The sequence below is a fragment of the Staphylococcus intermedius NCTC 11048 genome (assembly GCF_002902385.1).
GTDB lineage: Bacteria > Bacillota > Bacilli > Staphylococcales > Staphylococcaceae > Staphylococcus > Staphylococcus intermedius.
The window spans coordinates 77,104-96,516 of the sequence record NZ_PPQH01000002.1; the positions used below are offsets into that span (position 1 = coordinate 77,104).

A 19,413-nucleotide genomic window follows, 5' to 3' on the forward strand; every position below is an offset into this window, starting at 1 on the left:
TTATGAATTTACAATTTGATGTAGTAAAGCACTACAATTTAGGGTAAGATAAAGGAGTAGATAGCAGAACACGGGGTGATCAAATGGCGAAAAAGAATGATAAGCTTCAAAATGTGGTCCAAATGTTATCTTCAATCGGTGTGAAGGTGAAAAAAACGAAGCCCCGATTAGATATTATGAGATCATTACCCAAACCAAATCCTGCAACTGAGAAATTAAAACCATATTAAGTCTGTTTGGAAGCACTTAGATGTTGATTGAAATCACATCTAGGTGTTTTTTATTTTTTATACACTTCGTTAGGTATCTTCGATTGCGTAATCGGGTTAATAATGGTGAATCGAATTGATTTTGTTGATTGCTCCCTTTTGGCCTTGCTTTCCTAGGGGACTTGCCTTAACTAAATTCGGCTTGATTGGTGTGCACATTAAATGAAGCCGAATTGGATTTTCGGCTGCGTCTGATCCCTCAGGAGTCTCGGCCAGGTCCGCAATCATAAAATCAACATGTTTGTAGAAGTGAACCCGGTTACACAATCGAAGTAAAAGTGGGTGTACACAGAAAATAAAAAACTTTTGTATAGACATGACATTAGTCACATCTAACGTATTTGTTCAATCATACTTGATTTTGTATAGAGAGAAAAAAGGAATGTAGTGGGGATGTTGATTGCTCCCCTTAGGCCTTGCTTTCCTAGGGGCTGATCCCTTCAACTAACCAACGCTTTGATATATTGTTACATTTGTAGAGGAAGCGTTGGTGGATTTTGGGAGCAGTAAAGAAATCTCATGTGTAACAAAGATTTCGTAGTACTGCCCCCGCAAGGCTGACTAGACTTCTCAAAAGCGCATGCATTGAGAAGTCAGACAGCTACTGCGATAAACAGCAACCACTAGCAAAGTTAAAAGACGACATTTTGTTTTTAACGATATCTCTCAGGAGTCTCGGCAAGGTCCGCAATCATAAAATCAACATGTTTGTAGAAGTGAACCCGGTTACACAATCGAAGTAAAGGTGGGTGTAGACAGAAAATAAAAAACACCGGCATGTAAATGAGGCTAACAACATCTAATTTGTTTAGTCAATGATACTTGAATTTGTGTAGGGTGAAAGAAAAGGTGAAGTGGGTATGGAGGTTGCTCTATTTTGGTATTGTCTCAACTTAATTGGTTGAATTGAAATGGATACGCGATGGTAATCATATCTATTTTTTATATCCATAAGGTGAGAGTGTTGTTTTGATTTGTCAAAAATAAACAAGAGTCATATTGTGAAAAATATAGTGAGTTTATATATATAATTATGTTTGTTGTGTATAATAACATTAAAGAGAGATGTTGTGTGAGTGTGAACCTTAATCCAATTCAGTAAAGATAAAGGGGGATGGGATAGGGAGCACCTATCGTTACTCAGTCACCGTGATGAAACCTACACCAAAGAATGGATGGATGCACATGTTAAAAAAATTAGTAGTTACAGGTTTGATTGCTACAGCAGCGACGCAAGTATATGCGCATGACACACAAGCGGCAGAAAAGGATGCGACCGATCATACGAAGGCGATGGTTAAGGAAGAGGCTCAAAAAGATATGACACCTACAATCCATAAGGCGACTTATATTTACCCGCATTTAGAAGGTGAAGATGATAGTGCGTATTTAAAACGTATGTTAACAAATCCACCAAAAGGGGCAGTGCCGTATGCTGTGTTGAATAAAGATGGATCGATTACTGAACCTAATACGGATCCACATTATGATATTTTAAAGCTTGCAGATCCAAGTCAAATGAAGGAACCTGTTTTTGCGCCAGCAGATGATCAAGATATGGGGGATAGTGATTTACAAATTGAACCTCCAGCATTAGTAGGACCCGCTGTTAAACACATAGATGCGACCGGAGATGTCAAAACGAGTGATGACCAAAAAGTAGCAAAATCTTCAAAAGTGTTAGCACAAGATAAAAAGAAAAAAGATGTATCAACACAAACGAGTCAAGCTACTGCAGATAAGAAGATGGCAGGTACAAAAGTGGCACCAACGAAACAACAAGCAGATACAAATAAAGCGATGAGTCAAAAAGGTAAAGCAGCAAAAGTGTTGCCGGCAGCAGGGGAACCACAAATGAATGCAATCGGTCAAATAGCACTTGCACTTTCAATCATCGCAGTAGGTGTAGTTGTTGTGCTCTTTTCACGACGACGTAAAACAAATCAATAAGTAAAAAAGAGGTTGGAGAAACGTCATTGTTCCTCAACCTCTTTTTTAATATGATGTGGTACGTTTTTGTGTGGGTGCTTCGTCATTGTATTTTTTTGGCGTATGGTAATGAATGCTCAATATCACACCGACCCCTGACATAAGACTCCATAGTGAACTCCCACCGTAACTAATAAATGGTAATGGAATCCCTGTAATCGGTAAAAGTTGAATCGTCATACCGATGTTTTGGAAAATGTGGAACAACAATAAACTAATGTAACCGATAATGAATGATTTGTTGAACAGGTCGTCCGAAATCATCGCCATTCGAATTAAATGAAGGAGTAATAATAAAAATACGCCTAACAAGATAACGGATCCTAAAAAGCCAAATTCTTCTCCAATGACTGAAAATATAAAGTCTGTATGGTTTTCTGGGATATAAACCTCTCCGTTATTTAATCCTTTTCCAATCAGCTGGCCAGAACCAATGGCTTTTAATGACTCTGTTAAATGGAACCCATCGCCAGAACTGTATGCGTATGGGTCAAGCCAAGAGTTGATTCGTCCTAATTGGTATGTTTTAATCCCTGCTACATTTTCAATCAGACTAGGTTTATAAATGATAGATAAAATCAAACTGCCACCTAAAACAATAGCACCGCCAAATAATGGGGCTAAAATTTTCCAAGTGACACCACTCACAATCACAATCCCTGCAATAATCGCTAAAAAGACGAGTGTCGTTCCTAAGTCATTTTGTAATAAAATAAGAATAATAGGTACGAAGCTCACACCTGCAATTTTCAGTAATAACATGACGTCTGTTTGAAAAGACTTATTGAAGGTGAAACGATTATGTTGCGCGACAACCTTTGAAATGACAAGGATGAGTACGATTTTCATAAATTCTGAAGGTTGGATGCTGATTGGACCAAAACGATACCAACTTTTTGCACCATTAATCACGGGTGTAATGGAAGATTCAGGTAGTATAATTAAACCGAAAAGTAAAACATTAAAAATAATGTATATCATATAAGTGTAATTGCGAATCTTTTTAGGTGAAAAAAGCATAATGATGAACGCAATGATTGCACCAAGTATGTAATAAAAAATTTGTCTTACACCGAAATCCAGACTATATTGACCGCCACCCATTGCTGAATGAATCGTCGTGACACTAATAATACAAAGCAATGTGATGAGTACGATGAGTGGCCAATCTAAACGGCGCAAAAACGACTTCTGCGTTAGTTGACGAGAGGATATCATGCCAATCTCCTTTACACATAAATTCTATATTGTCATTATATACCGATTTTACATAAGTTGTAATCAAATTGCTAATATTCTCGGAAAATAAATGCAATACAAATAAAAGTCATGGTAATATGGAGTTTAGATAAAAATGATGGAGGCGGAGTTATGTCGAAAGAAGCATTATGTATCATATATGGTGGTAAAAGTGCCGAACATGATGTGTCAATTTTAACCGCACAAAATGTACTGAACGCAATTGATAAAGGGCGTTACCACATCGATATTATTTATATTACGAATGATGGTCAATGGAAAAAAATGAACAATATTACTGACGAAATTTCGGATATTGAAACGTTACGCATCGATGACGTTCCAACGAGTGATATTTCAACGATGCTCACACAAAGCAGTCAAGGTGGGCGCTATGATGCGGTATTCCCATTATTACACGGACCAAATGGTGAAGATGGAACCATTCAAGGGTTGTTTGAAGTTTTAGATATTCCGTATGTAGGTAATGGTGTGTTAGCTGCATCTAGTTCAATGGATAAATTAGTGATGAAACAATTATTTGCACATCGCGGTTTACCTCAATTACCTTATGTGAGTTTTTTAAGAAGTGAATACGAAAAATATCGCAAAAATATTATTAAACTTGTACATGACAAGTTAGAATTCCCAGTGTTCGTAAAACCAGCGAACTTAGGTTCAAGTGTCGGGATTAGTAAATGTGAAGATGAAGCAGCTTTAATTAAAGGGATTGAAGAAGCGTTTCAATTTGACCGTAAACTTGTCATTGAACAAGGTGTAGATGCGCGTGAGATTGAAGTGGCTGTATTGGGAAATGATTATCCTGAAACAACATGGCCAGGTGAAGTGGTCAAGGATGTCGCTTTCTATGACTATAAATCAAAATATAAAGATGGGAAAGTGAAGCTCGCAATACCAGCTGACCTGGATCAAGAAGTTCAAATGACTTTACGCAATATGGCTGTAGAAGCATTTAAAGCGACAGATTGTTCTGGATTGTTACGTGCAGACTTTTTCGTGACAGCAGATAACCAAATCTACATTAATGAAACGAATGCGATGCCTGGATTTACAGCGTATAGTATGTATCCAAAATTATGGGAAAATATGGGTGTTTCTTATTCCGAATTGATTACAAAGTTAATTGATTTGGCGAAAGCACGTTACGAAGATAAGCAAAAAAATAAACACCGAATTGATTAGGAGTTTTGATGATGATAAATATTACGCTGAAGCAACTTGCAGAGTGGATAGACTGTGACATAGATGCACAACATTTAGACGTTGAAATAAAGGGCGTCACAATCGATTCAAGACACATTCAAAAAGGACAATTATTCATCCCTTTCAAAGGTGAAAATGTAGACGGTCATCAGTATTGCGAACAGGCTTTGCGCGATGGGGCGAGTGCGACATTCTTCCAAAAAGACAGCTCGATCACAGCACCTACGAATGGACCGGTCATTTTTGTAGAAAATACATTGACTGCACTGCAACAGTTGGCAAAAGCGTATTTACAACATGTTGCACCTACAGTGATTGCTGTGACAGGTTCAAACGGAAAGACAACGACAAAAGATATGTTGGAAAACGTCCTGTCTGGAAAATTTCATGTTCAAAAAACGCAGGGCAATTACAATAATGAAATTGGCATGCCATTAACCATTCTACAGTTGAATGAGGATACAGAAGTTTCCATTTTAGAAATGGGGATGTCAGGTTTTCATGAAATTGAATTATTGTCTAATATTGCGCAACCGGATTTTGCAGTGATAACGAACATCGGAGAATCACATATGCAAGATTTAGGGTCAAGAGAAGGCATTGCCAAAGCAAAATTTGAAATTGTGTCAGGTTTAAAATCAGAAGGTTATTTCATTTATGATGGGGATGAACCATTGTTACACCCCCATGTAGAGACGTTAACAACTGCACATCAAGTGAGTGTCGGTTTGTCGGCGAATAATGATATGCAATGTCAAATGGTGTCACATCTTGAAGAAGGGATTACATTCACAGTCAATCATGATGTGACATATCGTATTCCTATTTTAGGTGAACATAATATGCGTAATGCGACGATTGCGATTACAGTTGGACGGATTATGGGCTTAACAGATGAACAAATTCAACAGCAATTCACATCGCTCAAGCTCACGGATATGCGCATGCAGAAATTTATGACGCCAAATGGTGCGATGGTCATTAATGATGCATATAATGCGAGTCCGACGAGTATGAAAGCTGCGATTGATACATTAAGCCATATGAAAGGTGACACAATACTGGTGCTCGGAGATGTCCTGGAACTTGGTGAACAATCACTGCAACTTCATGCAAGTGTCGGAAAATACCTAGAAAATAAAGGTATCGATCAACTGTATACGTTTGGTGAAGGTGCCATGGCTATTCATGAAAATGGTAAGGGCTACGTGAATGAGGCAATTCATTTCGATCAAAAAGATAAATTGATTCGCTATTTAACGTCTATCGTAGAACAAAACAGTGTCGTCCTCGTTAAAGCCTCACGAGGTATGCATTTAGAAGAAGTTGTCGAAGCACTTGTACAAACAAAATAATATGTTGAATGGAATGAAGCTGTGAGTCATCACTGTCTTTGTTCCATTTTCTATGTTAAAAAAATAAAATTGAAGGCATAAAAAATTATTCTTTAGCATGTTCAAATTATGCTCAAACCCAACAGTGATACGATTTAAAAGCATAGAGAATATATAAGAATTTAAATGATAGTGAACTTTCATTTATTGCGGTATTGTGACGAAAATGGTAATATGTAGAAGTTAGATTAAACTTAATTGACAAAAATATATAAGAATGATGATTCAAAAAGGAGAATTACTTTGCAAAAATTTACAGAATTAGGCGTTTCAGAACGTACAGCTGAAACCCTCGAGGCAATGGGGTTTACGGAGCCGACACCCATTCAAAAAGATAGTATCCCATTTGCACTCGAAAACATTGATATCCTAGGTCAAGCGCAGACCGGAACAGGAAAAACAGGTGCCTTTGGTATCCCATTGATCGAAAAAGTTGTTGGGAAAGAAGGCGTACGTGCTTTAATTTTAGCACCTACACGTGAATTAGCGATGCAAGTTGCTGAACAATTACGTGAATTCAGTCGTGGTCAAAAAGTCCAAGTTGTGACTGTATTTGGTGGTATGCCAATCGACCGTCAAATTAAATCTTTAAAACGCGGACCACAAATCGTTGTGGGTACACCAGGTCGTGTGATTGACCACCTTAACCGCCGTACATTAAAACCACAACAAATCGAAACGTTAATTTTAGATGAAGCAGATGAAATGATGAACATGGGCTTCATCGACGATATGCGTTATATTATGGATAAATTGCCATCAGAAAACCGTCAAACGATGTTATTCTCGGCAACAATGCCAAAAGCGATTCAAGAATTAGTACAAAAATTTATGAAATCGCCACGTATCATTAAAACGATGAATAATGAAATTTCTGACCCACAAATTGACGAATATTATACGATCGTTAAAGAACTTGAAAAATTCGATACATTTACGAATTTCTTAGATGTTCATCAACCTGAGTTAGCGATTGTGTTTGGTCGTACGAAACGTCGTGTTGATGAATTAACAAGTGCGTTACTTTCAAAAGGCTACAAAGCTGAAGGGCTGCACGGTGATATTACACAAGCGAAACGTTTAGAAGTATTGAAAAAATTCAAAAATGACCAAATCGATATTTTAGTTGCGACAGATGTTGCGGCTAGAGGATTAGATATTTCAGGTGTGAGTCACGTATATAACTTTGACATCCCACAAGATACTGAAAGCTATACACACCGTATTGGACGTACAGGTCGTGCGGGTAAACATGGTATCGCTGTGACATTTGTGAATCCAATCGAAATGGATTATATCCGTCAAATTGAAGAAACAAATCGTCGTCAAATGCGCGCGTTAAGACCACCACATCGTAAAGAAGTGTTAAAAGCACGTGAAGATGAAATCATGAGCAAAGTTCAAAGTTGGATGGATGCTGCTAAAGAACCACGTGTAGAAAACATCGCGAAAAAATTATTAGACACATATGATCAAACTGAACTTGTGACTGCGTTATTACAAGAATTAGTAGAATCAAATGATGAAGTCGATGTACAATTAACGTTTGAAAAACCACTGACACGTAAAAATGGTCGTTCATCAAAAGGCGGCAATCGTAAAGGTGGCAACAACAAACGTCATTCAAAACCTGGACGTAACCATAAGCCAAGTGGTAATAAAAAAGGCAACTTCAAACATAAGCGAGAAACAAAAGTGAAAAAAGGACGTACATTCGCGGATCATCAAAAATAAGCGTCGTTCGATCAAATAATTAAAGAGCAGCACTGTGCATTTCTATTGAGATGTATGTGTTGCTTTTTTTAATGCATGAGCGTTGATTACAGAACACCAGATTTGACCATAGACGATTTAGCTTTTGAAGAGACTGATAAATGCGTGAAACAGTTACTCGGTCATCTCGCTTATCTAGCTATCAGTAAGAAAAAAGTTTGTGATATAATAATGCTAAATTTACTAGAGGAGTGACTATCTGCATGCAACTTGAATTTACAGGGAGTCCAATAGAAGCCAGTCGCTATTTAAAGTTGTGGCATTTATATCAATTGATGGCAACACTCATTTTGTTAATCGCTGGCGTGATTGTATGGTTTTATCATGATATGCCATTTTATGGGACGTACATTTTCGCTGGATTAGCGCTTATTGCCGTGCTTTATCATCTCATTCGACCTCTACTTCACTATCGCTATTATCACTACCGTGTGACGGATAGTTATATTGAAATTAAAAGAAACTGGTGGTTTAAGCGGAATGAAGTCATTCAAATTGAACGTATACAATATGTGAGACGTAAATCAGGGCCATTGATGAGACGTTTTAAACTTAATCGATTGACTTGTTATACGGCCGGTCATGAGTTGGTTTTACCATTGCTCTTTGATGACACGATCACTGAAATTGAATCATTCTGCCTTGCGCGATTAGAAGGTGGTGACAGCGATGTATAGTCCTCAAAAATTACATCCGATTTCTTACATATTAAGTATTATTGAAGCAATCAAAAACAATATTATTTTGATCATCTTGTTTTTATTTTTTCAATTGGACAGCTTTGACTTTACAGATTGGACGAATTATATATGGCCAGGTATCATCACAATATCGTTTATTATCACTTTCATTAGACGGACAGTTGAAATTTATCGAACACGTTATTGGATTGAAGGTGACTATTTCATTGTGACAACTGGCTTGTTCAATTTAGAACGCAAAGAGTTGAATATTCGACGTATTCAAACAATGGATACAGTGCAATCGATTGTGCATCAAATTGTTGGTGGGGTGAAGCTTGTCATTAAAACGCCAAGTGATGGTATCGATTTGAATATGGTCACGAAGCAACAAAGTCAATGGATTCAAGAAGAAATTGAAGATGCAAAAGTGAGAATTGATGCAGAGTCGAATGGTGACACGATAGAATTAAATCATGAACACGATCAATCAACAGAAGAAGCAGCGCCTGTGATGTGTTATCCTGATGAAGTGATATATACGTTATCGACCCAAAATTTATTGTTGATGGCGATGACAAGTGGCGCCGTTTTCGTTACGTTAGCAACTGTAGGACCCATTTTCGCTGCTTTTGAAGATGTTATTCCTTGGGACGGTGTGTTCGATCAAGTTGAAGCGTGGATTAAGAATTTAGTCGCACTCATCGTAATAGTGACATTTACAATCTTGCTTCTAGCCTATATTACAGGTGTCATCATCACCATGATTAAATATTATCGCTTTACATTAATACGTAAAGGTGACTTTTTAAAAATTCGATACGGTTTGTTCAAAGTCACCCATTTATCATTACCTATTACGAAATTACAAGCAGTTCAAGAAAAGAAGTCATTTTTAAGACACCTGTTTGGATATACCGCATACCACTTTATTATTACAAGTGATATGGATGCGGATTTAGATGATGACTTTGCGAGTGGTGATATTATGGTATTACCTTTTATTAAACAACGAGAAGGGGCAAAAATATTGAAGGCACTCGTACCAGTCAACGCATTTCAACCGATTCATCCAGGCATGCCGTGGCGCGGTTTTCATCGTCGTTTTTGGATTGTATCTTTAATTTTAATCGGTATCGGCGCACTTGTTCATTATTATTATTTATGGGTGTGGATATGGATGATCGTCGTACCTATAATTTTGTATTTGATCATTCATAGTGTGATTGCGACGCGTACATCAGGTTCGGCATTTACGGATGAAGAAGTGTCGATTCGTAAAGTGACATGGTTTGGTTTTAAAACGACGACTTTTAAAAAGGATAAAATTTTGGGTTTCGAACAAATTGCACATCCTTTTATGCAACGAAAAGAGTTAGCGCACTTTGACTTTACTATTGCGAGTGGCGCTGTATATAAAAATATCGGTTTACGCTTCGAGGATCAATCGAAAGTCACACGCTATAAACAATGGTATTTAGGAGGTGGAGATACGAATGGAAAAGATGAGTGAAAGCGGTATTAAAGTGATGCGTATCGCTGCGTTAATCATGTCAGCAGGCATTGCATTACTGTTAATTGGATTTGTTGTATTAGGCTACTTTTTCGATTGGGATCGACTCATCATCACCATTATCATCATCTTTGCGGTCATTCTTCTCCTCCAACTCATTGTCAATGTGTGGCTGAAACCGATTTATAAATATCGTACATTTGGTTATGCATATCGTTCACATTTAATGACGGTGAGAAAAGGATTTATCATGATTAAGCAAAGCCGTATTCCGATGTATCGAATTCAAAATGTGGATTTGCATGAAGGTTGGATTATGCGCAAATATCAACTTGCGACATTGACGCTTTCGACTGCTGGAGGAAATGTGGATGTGACGCTTATAGATAAAGATACCGCCTTAAAAGTGATGGCATTTATTAAACAAAAGGGTGAAAATGTGCAAACATCAGAAACAACGCCTTTAGTAGAACATGACGACAAAGAAGAGGGATCTTTATGATACAGGGTATAGGTATTGATTTAGTTGAAATTGGCCGCATGATGGAAACTGTACAGCGTCAACCTCGATTTCCAGAACGCATTTTATCTGAACAAGAACTTGAACGTTATCACGATTTTACGATAGAGCGACGTCGTATTGAATTTTTAGCGGGTCGATTCGCAGTAAAAGAGGCATTCAGTAAAGCATTAGGTACAGGCATTGGCAAAACGATTACATTTAAACAAATTCATTGTGAAAATGATGCACTAGGTAAACCGACCATTCAAATGGAAGGCTATCACGTACATGTTTCTATCACACATACAGAACATTATGCAGCGGCACAAGTGATTTTAGAACAATAACGAACGAATATAGATAGAGGAAGGATGACAATTATGTCAGAAAAATATTATCGCACCACCACGATGAAAGTAAATTTAGATGCGATTTCAGAAAATTATTATGCGCTCACAAAATTACAACCCAATAAAACGATGATGCCCGTTGTTAAGGCTAACGCGTATGGTCTGGGGAGTATACCCATTGCGCAACATTTAAGTCAATTAGGCGCGGAATTTTTCTGTGTGGCTACTTTAGATGAAGCAATTGAGTTGAGAATGCACGGAATTAAAGAGAAAATTTTGATTTTATCGAGCATTCCACCAGAAACCATTAATAAAGCGATACAACACCGTGTTGCCGTCACAGTCCCTTCAAAAGCATGGTTGGAAGCGGCCATTGCAGAAATTGAAGAAGATAATGAAAAGACTTTATGGTTACATATTAAAGTGGATACAGGGATGAATCGCTTAGGTGTAAAAGACATCGAAGCGTATCATGAAATCATAGACCTCATACAATCACAAGAAAATCTCGTCTTTGAAGGCGCATTTTCACATTTTCATTCAGCTGATGAGGACAATGATTCTGCACATTTACAATATGAACGTTTTGAAGAAATTATCGAAAGTACAGATCATCCGGCATACATTCATATGCAAAATTCTGCGGGGACGTTACGTTTTAATCCGTCATTATGTAATGCATTTAGACCAGGTATTGCGCTGTATGGTTATTACCCATCTGCATTTATTGAAAAAATTGCAACGGCACAATTAGCACCAGCTGTTCAACTTGCTACAGAAGTGATGGAAGTAAAATCACTTATCAAAGGAGAGACAGTCGGTTACGGTCAAACATATACAGCACCTGAAGATATGACCATTGCATTATTGCCAATTGGATACGCAGATGGCTATTTACGTTCAATGCAAGGAGCAACCGTCAAAATTGGAGAAACTGAATGTGAGATTGTGGGTCGTGTGAGCATGGACCGTACAGCCATTCGTGTACCTGCGACTGTACAAATGGGTGATGAAGTTATTTTAATAGACGATCAAGCACATACTTCACAATCTGTGGAAAGCCTCGCAGCGCAACAACAAACGATTAATTATGAAGTATTATGTAATATTGGAAGAAGGGTGCCGCGTCTATATCATTCAGAAGAAATGGTCGAAATATCGAACGAATTGTTAAAATAGTATGGTGATTCCGCTCTATTTTTGTTATGATAGACGTAATCAAAGCGTTTTAAATGTGTTGTATTGATATGGAGGTCCTATTTATGTCAGCATTCAATCAAACAAGATTTAAAAATTTAGAACAGTCATTAAAAGAAGGCTATGTGCAGATGGCAGATTTGAATCTCTCCCTTGCCACTGAAGCATACTCCGTTGAATGTGAAGCTTGCGATTGTAATGAATCACACTTGACATCTGATTATAAGGAAGACTAGATGAAGCGCGGAGACGTTTATTTAGCAGATTTATCGCCAGTACAGGGTTCTGAACAGGGGGGAGTAAGGCCCGTGGTCATTATACAAAATGACACTGGTAATAAGTATAGTCCCACTGTGATTGTAGCCGCAATTACTGGTCGGATTAACAAGGCAAAGATACCAACGCATGTTGAAATCGAAAAAAATAAATATAAACTCGATAAAGATTCTGTAATTTTACTAGAACAAATTCGAACAGTCGATAAGAAGCGATTGAAAGAAAAGTTAACATTTTTGTCTGACAAGAAGATGAAAGAAGTTAACAATGCGATTGGTATTAGTTTAGGACTGCACATGAATCACCATAAATAGGCTTTAGGATTATACTCCTAAAGCCTATTACAGTTTTAATTGGAAGGAGAACGTTTAATGTCAAATCAGAATGAATCGAAATACTTTCAACTTGTGGATCAATTTTTACAAAGTGAAAGTAAATCCAATGTTCTCAATCAAGCGCATTCTTTTTCTGAAAATTTATCTGATGATGCATTATTACCAGAAGATTTTGTAGATATACATAGAAAATATGTTCAGAAGCACGATTTATCACGTGAAGATATGATTGCAATTTTAGATATATTAAGAGCAGTCATTGGAAGCTTTGGTTATGATTATGAGAATTACAAAGCCTTGGTAGATCGTGTGGAAGTTCATGATAAAGAATTGGACGTCGCTTCACGTTTACAACAAACAATGTTAAAAACGAATATTCCGCAGTTTGATAGCATTCAAATTGGGGTCATTTCTGTTGCGGCTCAGCATGTGAGTGGTGACTATTTCAACTTGATTGATCATAAAGATGGCACAATGAGTTTTGCAGTCGCGGATGTCATCGGTAAAGGGATTCCAGCTGCGTTAGCTATGAGTATGATAAAGTTTGGGATGGATTCGTACGGGCATTCTCAACTGCCTAATGATGGATTGAAACGTTTAAATCGTGTAGTAGAAAAAAATATTAATCAAAACATGTTCGTGACGATGTTTTATGGACTTTATGAGGAAATTAACCATGTCTTATACTGTAGTTCAGCTGGACATGAACCGGGATATGTTTTCAGAGCGGAATCCGACACATTTGAAGAAATTACTGTAAGAGGTCGGGTATTAGGTGTAAGTCCACATGTAAGATATCAACAACAAGAAATAGCCATTAATATTGATGATATGATTATCGTTTTTACAGATGGTGTGACCGAAATTAGAAAAGAAGACGGCGAGTTTATTGATACTTGTTATTTACTTGATTTTATACTTGCATATAAACAATTACATCCACAAGATATCGTCCAACTCTTGTATGAAGAATTACTGAGATTGCAAAAAACAGGCAAACGAGATGATTTAACCATTTTAATTATTAAACGCGTGCACTAAAGTCGAAAAAAAGATTACGGATGTATTGAAATGGGTAAACTGAACAAGTAGAGAATAAAGTAGGAGTGTAATCAATAATGAACCTTAATATAGAAACCGAAAAACATGAAACACATTATAATGTCGCAGTTGCCGGAGAATTAGATGTCGCTACAGTTCCGGAACTTGAAAAAGTGCTCGTTCCTATTCGACAAGCAGGAACACATGATATTTATGTTAATTTAGAAAAGTTAAACTATATGGACTCAACAGGTTTAGGATTATTTGTTGGAACTTTAAAAGCGTTAAATCAACACGAAAAAGAATTGTACATTTTAGGTGTGAATGATCGTATTAAACGCCTATTTGAAATTACAGGGTTAAATGATTTGATGCATGTCAATGAAGGAACGGAGGTCGAACGATGATGCAAACCAATGATGTCATTGAAATGCGGCTTCCTGCATCTGCTGAGTATGTCAGTTTAATTCGTTTGACGTTATCAGGTGTGTTTACACGTGCTGGTGCACATTATGATGATATTGAAGACGCTAAAATTGCTGTAAGTGAAGCAGTGACGAATGCTGTTAAACACGCGTATAAAGATACAGTAGAACAAGGATACATTCACGTGTGTTTTGAACTCACATCAGATCGCATCAAAATTGTAGTATCTGATCAAGGTGATAGTTTTAATTATCAAGAAACAAAACAAAACTTAGGCCCTTATCAAGAAAATGAAAGTATTGATTTCTTAAGAGAAGGCGGACTCGGTTTATTCTTAATCGAATCATTAATGGACGAGGTAACGGTGGATAAAGAGACAGGTGTTACAATTAGTATGATTAAGTATATCAAAAAAGAGCAGGTGCGAAATAATGACGAAAGAGTCGAAATCAGCTAGTGCTGTTTCACCTGAACAAATCAACCAATGGATTCAAGCGTATCAGAATCATATGGATAATGAAGCGCAAGAGAAACTCGTTAAACATTACGAGAAGCTGATTGAATCCTTAGCTTATAAATACTCCAAAGGTCAATCACATCATGAAGATTTAGTACAGGTTGGTATGGTAGGACTGATTGGTGCGATTAATCGATTTGATTTATCATTTGATAGAAAATTCGAAGCTTTTTTAGTCCCCACTGTTATAGGTGAAATTAAGCGCTACTTAAGGGATAAAACATGGAGTGTTCACGTCCCACGTAGAATTAAAGAAATAGGACCGAGAATCAAAAAAGTGAGCGATGAGCTAACGAATGAATTAGGACGTTCACCGTCAATCAGCGAAATTGCAGAACGTCTTGAAGTTTCGGATGAAGATGTGTTAGAAGCAATGGAAATGGGACAAAGTTATAACGCTTTAAGTGTCGATCATTCCATTGAAGCGGACAAAGATGGCTCTACAGTGACACTATTAGATATCATGGGTCAACAAGATGATAATTATGAGCTGACTGAGAAGCGGATGATTTTAGAGCGGATACTTCCTATTTTAACTGATCGTGAAAGAGAGATTATTCAATGTACGTTTATTGATGGTCTGAGTCAAAAAGAAACGGGAGAACGTATTGGATTAAGTCAGATGCATGTCTCTCGGTTACAAAGAACAGCCATAAAGAAATTGCAGGATGCTGCGAGAAAATAGAGGTTTGCTAAAAGGATTGGGATGTGATGTTCCGGTCCTTTTTGTGTTTTTGAAATGATGACTGACACAAAGTAAGCTACAAGATTGCTAGGCCACACTGGCGTTCCCAGGGGACTTGCCTCAACTAAATTTGGCTTAATTGGAGTGCATACTTGATGGAAGCCAAATTGGATTTTCGGCTGCGTCTGATCCCTTGGGAGTCTTGTATGGCCTTTGCAATCTGTGGTGCTGCGTCAAACATTGCGAGAAATAGGGCAATCCTTTTATCTTTAGTGGGGAGGTGGATGAATATAAGTGGAAGTGGTGTTTGCTGAATCAATCGGCTGAACTTTCAACTCAATTCGGCTTGATTGAAGAGAGCATTTGAATGAAGCTGAATTGGATTTTCGGGAGCAGTACAGAAATCTGATGTCAACAAAGATTTCGTAGTACTGCCACTGCAAGGCTAACTAGGCTTCTCAAAAGTGAACGCATTGAGAAGCCAGACAGCTACTGCGATAAACAGTAGTCACTATATAAGTAAAAAGAATTAACATTCAGATTACTTTGTGTATCTCGGGAGTCTTGTATGGCCTTTGCAATCTGTGGCGTTGTGTTAAGCATTGCGAGGAATAGGGCAATTCTTTTATCTATGTTGGGAGATAAGTGTGAATAAGAGTGAGTCTTTATTTCTGACTGACATTCATGGATACATACATGTTAAAATAGTTTAGAAAAGATTGAGAAAGCGGTGAATATTTTTGGCAAATCATTTTGTACAAGCAATACATCAACAATATCAGTTCCCCGTTCAACATATTGAGGCGGTTCTGAAATTATTAGAAGAAAAAAACACTGTCCCTTTTATTGCGCGTTATCGTAAAGAAGTGACAGGTGGATTAGATGAAGTTGAAATTAAACAAATTGCAGATGAATATCACTACATGGAACAGTTGCAAAAGCGAAAAGATGAAGTGATACATAGCATTGAGCAACAAGGCTTATTAACAGATGAACTGCGACAAGAGATTCAAAAGCAAACGAAATTACAACGTGTGGAAGATTTGTATCGTCCATATAAGCAAAAGAAAAAGACACGTGCGACAGAGGCCAAACGTAAAGGACTTGAGTCACTAGCAGAATGGGTTTATCGTCAGAATTTAGATGGTGATTTAGAAAAGAAAGCTCAGTCATTCTTAACTGAAGAAGTGTCAACAACAGAAGATGCGATTCAAGGTGCACAAGATATTATTGCTGAGAAAATTGCAGATCACCCACAATATCGCAAACAGATTTTAAAATTAACACAAAAAGAAGGTTTGATAATAGCACAGAAAAAGAAAAATGCGGAAGATGAAAAAGCAGTTTTTGAAATGTACTATGATTACCAAGAGCCTGTACGTTCTGTTGCAAATCACCGTATTTTGGCGATGAATCGTGGTGAAAATGAAAAAGTGCTGCAAGTGAAAATTGATATGGACAAGTCAACATTGGCACAAAATATTAAAAAGCGTGAAGTTAATGGTCAAAATGCGTTATCTACACTTGTAGGAGAAGCCATTGACGATGCGATGAAACGCTTGATTTTCCCATCTATTGAGCGAGAAATAAGAACAGATTTAACTGAACGGGCCGAAGCACAAGCCATTACATTGTTTAGCGAAAACTTGAAAAACCTGTTATTACAGCCGCCATTAAAAGGAAAACAAATTTTAGGTGTGGACCCAGCCTTTCGTACGGGATGTAAACTCGCAGTTATTAATCCTTATGGGACATTTGTTGAAAAGTCAGTGATGTATCCACATCCACCTGTATCTAAAGTCGCTGAAGCTGAGAAAATCTTTTTAAAAATGGTAAAAGACTTTAACATTAACTTAATTGCGATAGGGAACGGTACGGCAAGTCGAGAAACAGAACAATTTGTAGCACGCATGATTCAAGAGCACCAACTTGATGTTCAGTATATTATCGTGAATGAAGCTGGAGCATCTGTGTATTCAGCATCAGAAATCGCACGCGCTGAATTTCCTGACTTTCAAGTAGAAGAGCGCAGTGCCGTATCTATCGGACGACGTGTACAAGATCCATTAAGTGAACTCGTTAAAATTGATCCTAAGTCAATAGGTGTCGGACAGTATCAACATGATGTGAACCAAAAAGCGTTGGATGCTGCACTTGACTTTGTAGTTGAAACAGCAGTTAACCAGGTCGGTGTTGATGTCAATACAGCGTCAAGTACCTTATTGCAACATGTATCAGGATTATCTCGTCAAATTGCTGATAACATTGTGTTGTATCGTGAAGAAAATGGCGCGATCAAACATCATAGAGAGCTGAATAAAGTTAAACGATTGGGCGCAAAAACGTTTGAACAAAGTATCGGATTTTTACGTATTGTAAATGGCAAAGAACCGCTAGACAATACGGCAATTCACCCAGAAAGCTATGATGCGACTTATCAATTATTGGAAAGTCTAGATCTCAAAATTACAGATATTGGTACATCTGTTGCAGCTAAAACCTTATCTGCATTAGATGTACAAACATATGCGAACGAATTAAACATCGGTGTACCTACGTTAGAAGATATTGTGAAATCACTCATTGCACCGAATCGTGACCCACGTGATGATTATGAAACACCAGAATTAAAATCAGACGTATTATCGATTGTGGATTTATCAAAAGGGATGAAACTGAATGGAACAGTACGTAATGTTGTCGATTTCGGTGCTTTTGTCGATATTGGTATTAAGCAAGATGGTTTGGTGCACATTTCAAAACTCGCTAAAAAGTTTGTTAAACACCCGATGGACATTGTGAGTGTAGGGGACATCGTAGAAGTGTGGATTGAAAATATTGATGAAAATAAAGGTAAAGTCGCACTGACAATGATTGATCCAAATGAATGATCAAGCATTACAACAATTGACTGAGCATATTGCTATGTCGGATTTTGGTGTCCCATTTAAACATCGTATTTACTTTAATCGACGGTTACGTACAACGGGTGGACGCTATATGCTAACATCACACAACATTGAAATTAATCCGAAACAATACGAACATTTTGGTAAATCGGCGTTAATTCAAATTATTAAACACGAATTATGTCATTACTTCTTACATTTGAGTGGGAGAGGCCATCAACATAAAGACAGGGACTTTAAAGTGTTAGCAGAAAAAGTGGGTGCACCTCGATTTTGTCAGCCGACAGAAAGCTATGCGTCAAGGGCGAACTATGAGTATCAATGTCGTTCTTGTAAAACGCATTATATTCGAATTAGAAAAGTGGATGTTGCTAAAATGTGTTGTGGCAAATGTGGTGGACGTCTCCAGTTAAAAAGATATTTATAATCAACGAGACACTATACGCTAACTGCTAAAAGTGGGTGATAGTGTCTTTTTATTTTAGAATGAGATGTAGAATTAAAAGATTACGTTGTAATATGTAAATTATCTTGAAAGAAAATGACCAAAAAAATGATGAGAATTAGAGTGATTTGTATTGACTTTATCTTGAGGACTTATTATAATAACAAAGTCGTTAAAAAAGTATTACATAAAACAAGATGATGTTTGACATTGATGACGAAATGTTGTATTCTAAAATACGTAGCAAAAACGACATGTTAAAGACAGATTACAAACATTAAAAAAATATTAAAAAAGTGTTGACAATACAAACACCATATAATATAATAAATATCGTTCTGAAAAAGCATTACGTCTTATCCAAGCGGTCGTGGCGGAATGGCAGACGCGCTAGGTTGAGGGCCTAGTGGGAGAAATCCCGTGGAGGTTCAAGTCCTCTCGGCCGCATCAACCAATAATTAAATAAGCGGGTGTAGTTTAATGGTAAAACCTCAGCCTTCCAAGCTGATGTTGTGAGTTCGATTCTCATCACCCGCTCCATCAATATCATTGAAATGAACATTGAAAACTGAATGACAATATGTCAACGTTAATTCCAATAATTTGAGTACTTCAAAAGTACTTTCAAGAGTGATTGACTTAAACAATC

At 37.3% G+C, this 19,413-nt stretch carries 19 protein-coding genes and 2 tRNA genes; 20 read left to right on the forward strand and 1 reads right to left on the reverse strand.

The annotated features are described in order from the left end of the window. The first annotated feature begins 83 nt into the window (after positions 1-83). Complete coding sequence (locus tag CD138_RS14110) at positions 84-230, forward strand: Lmo0850 family protein (protein ID WP_014613367.1); 147 nt, start codon at positions 84-86, stop codon at positions 228-230. 1,224 nt (positions 231-1,454) lie between these two features. Then, positions 1,455-2,219, forward strand: a complete 765-nt coding sequence (locus tag CD138_RS00765; protein ID WP_019169255.1) for a hypothetical protein — start codon at positions 1,455-1,457, stop codon at positions 2,217-2,219. A 45-nt stretch (positions 2,220-2,264) separates the two neighbouring features. Here CD138_RS00765 and CD138_RS00770 read toward each other — a convergent pair whose 3' ends face one another. Continuing rightward, the gene (locus CD138_RS00770; protein ID WP_019169256.1) at positions 2,265-3,476 is read right to left on the reverse strand and encodes an FtsW/RodA/SpoVE family cell cycle protein; all 1,212 of its coding nucleotides are present in this window, start codon (positions 3,474-3,476) and stop codon (positions 2,265-2,267) included. A 153-nt stretch (positions 3,477-3,629) separates the two neighbouring features. On the opposite strand from CD138_RS00770, the gene CD138_RS00775 reads away from it, so the two are divergent. The 18 genes from CD138_RS00775 to CD138_RS00860 all read left to right on the forward strand — a co-directional run bounded on the left by CD138_RS00775 (position 3,630) and on the right by CD138_RS00860 (position 19,304). Next, positions 3,630-4,700: a D-alanine--D-alanine ligase gene (locus CD138_RS00775; RefSeq protein ID WP_019169257.1), complete on the forward strand. Its 1,071-nt coding sequence runs from the start codon at positions 3,630-3,632 to the stop codon at positions 4,698-4,700. A gap of 11 nt (positions 4,701-4,711) precedes the next feature. Then, the gene (locus CD138_RS00780; RefSeq protein ID WP_019169258.1) at positions 4,712-6,076 is read left to right on the forward strand and encodes a UDP-N-acetylmuramoyl-tripeptide--D-alanyl-D-alanine ligase; all 1,365 of its coding nucleotides are present in this window, start codon (positions 4,712-4,714) and stop codon (positions 6,074-6,076) included. 282 nt (positions 6,077-6,358) lie between these two features. Further along, on the forward strand, positions 6,359-7,849 hold the full coding sequence (gene cshA / locus CD138_RS00785) for a degradosome RNA helicase CshA (protein ID WP_019169259.1): 1,491 nt from the start codon (positions 6,359-6,361) through the stop codon (positions 7,847-7,849). A gap of 242 nt (positions 7,850-8,091) precedes the next feature. Next, positions 8,092-8,565, forward strand: a complete 474-nt coding sequence (locus tag CD138_RS00790; RefSeq protein ID WP_019169260.1) for a PH domain-containing protein — start codon at positions 8,092-8,094, stop codon at positions 8,563-8,565. Further along, the gene (locus tag CD138_RS00795; protein ID WP_019169261.1) at positions 8,558-10,081 is read left to right on the forward strand and encodes a PH domain-containing protein; all 1,524 of its coding nucleotides are present in this window, start codon (positions 8,558-8,560) and stop codon (positions 10,079-10,081) included. The genes CD138_RS00790 and CD138_RS00795 overlap by 8 nt, the downstream gene beginning before the upstream one ends. Then, positions 10,065-10,583, forward strand: a complete 519-nt coding sequence (locus tag CD138_RS00800) for a PH domain-containing protein (RefSeq protein ID WP_019169262.1) — start codon at positions 10,065-10,067, stop codon at positions 10,581-10,583. Before CD138_RS00795 ends, CD138_RS00800 begins: the two co-directional genes overlap by 17 nt. Continuing rightward, positions 10,580-10,930 carry a holo-ACP synthase gene (acpS, locus tag CD138_RS00805; RefSeq protein WP_019169263.1) on the forward strand — a complete coding sequence of 117 codons (351 nt, stop codon included), beginning with the start codon at positions 10,580-10,582 and terminating at the stop codon, positions 10,928-10,930. The genes CD138_RS00800 and acpS overlap by 4 nt, the downstream gene beginning before the upstream one ends. A 33-nt stretch (positions 10,931-10,963) precedes the next feature. Further along, positions 10,964-12,112 carry an alanine racemase gene (gene alr / locus CD138_RS00810; RefSeq protein ID WP_019169264.1) on the forward strand — a complete coding sequence of 383 codons (1,149 nt, stop codon included), beginning with the start codon at positions 10,964-10,966 and terminating at the stop codon, positions 12,110-12,112. Positions 12,113-12,195: 83 nt separating this feature from the next. Next, the gene (gene mazE, locus CD138_RS00815; RefSeq protein ID WP_019169265.1) at positions 12,196-12,366 is read left to right on the forward strand and encodes a type II toxin-antitoxin system antitoxin MazE; all 171 of its coding nucleotides are present in this window, start codon (positions 12,196-12,198) and stop codon (positions 12,364-12,366) included. After that, positions 12,367-12,720 (forward strand): type II toxin-antitoxin system PemK/MazF family toxin, encoded by a 354-nt coding sequence (locus tag CD138_RS00820; RefSeq protein WP_019169266.1) that lies wholly within the window; start codon positions 12,367-12,369, stop codon positions 12,718-12,720. A gap of 57 nt (positions 12,721-12,777) precedes the next feature. Then, positions 12,778-13,782 (forward strand): SpoIIE family protein phosphatase, encoded by a 1,005-nt coding sequence (locus CD138_RS00825; protein ID WP_019169267.1) that lies wholly within the window; start codon positions 12,778-12,780, stop codon positions 13,780-13,782. Between the two features lie 77 nt (positions 13,783-13,859). Further along, positions 13,860-14,189 carry an anti-sigma factor antagonist gene (locus CD138_RS00830; RefSeq protein ID WP_019169268.1) on the forward strand — a complete coding sequence of 110 codons (330 nt, stop codon included), beginning with the start codon at positions 13,860-13,862 and terminating at the stop codon, positions 14,187-14,189. Then, on the forward strand, positions 14,186-14,665 hold the full coding sequence (gene rsbW / locus CD138_RS00835; RefSeq protein WP_019169269.1) for an anti-sigma B factor RsbW: 480 nt from the start codon (positions 14,186-14,188) through the stop codon (positions 14,663-14,665). Before CD138_RS00830 ends, rsbW begins: the two co-directional genes overlap by 4 nt. Further along, the gene (gene sigB, locus CD138_RS00840) at positions 14,640-15,410 is read left to right on the forward strand and encodes an RNA polymerase sigma factor SigB (RefSeq protein ID WP_019169270.1); all 771 of its coding nucleotides are present in this window, start codon (positions 14,640-14,642) and stop codon (positions 15,408-15,410) included. The genes rsbW and sigB overlap by 26 nt, the downstream gene beginning before the upstream one ends. Positions 15,411-16,150: 740 nt before the next feature. Beyond that, on the forward strand, positions 16,151-18,301 hold the full coding sequence (locus CD138_RS00845) for a Tex family protein (protein WP_019169272.1): 2,151 nt from the start codon (positions 16,151-16,153) through the stop codon (positions 18,299-18,301). Then, positions 18,294-18,746, forward strand: coding sequence for a SprT family protein (locus CD138_RS00850; protein ID WP_019169273.1), 453 nt, complete (start codon positions 18,294-18,296; stop codon positions 18,744-18,746). The genes CD138_RS00845 and CD138_RS00850 overlap by 8 nt, the downstream gene beginning before the upstream one ends. A gap of 382 nt (positions 18,747-19,128) precedes the next feature. Beyond that, positions 19,129-19,211, forward strand: a tRNA-Leu gene (locus tag CD138_RS00855). A 19-nt stretch (positions 19,212-19,230) separates the two neighbouring features. Further along, positions 19,231-19,304 (forward strand) — tRNA-Gly (locus tag CD138_RS00860). Positions 19,305-19,413 lie beyond the last annotated feature (109 nt).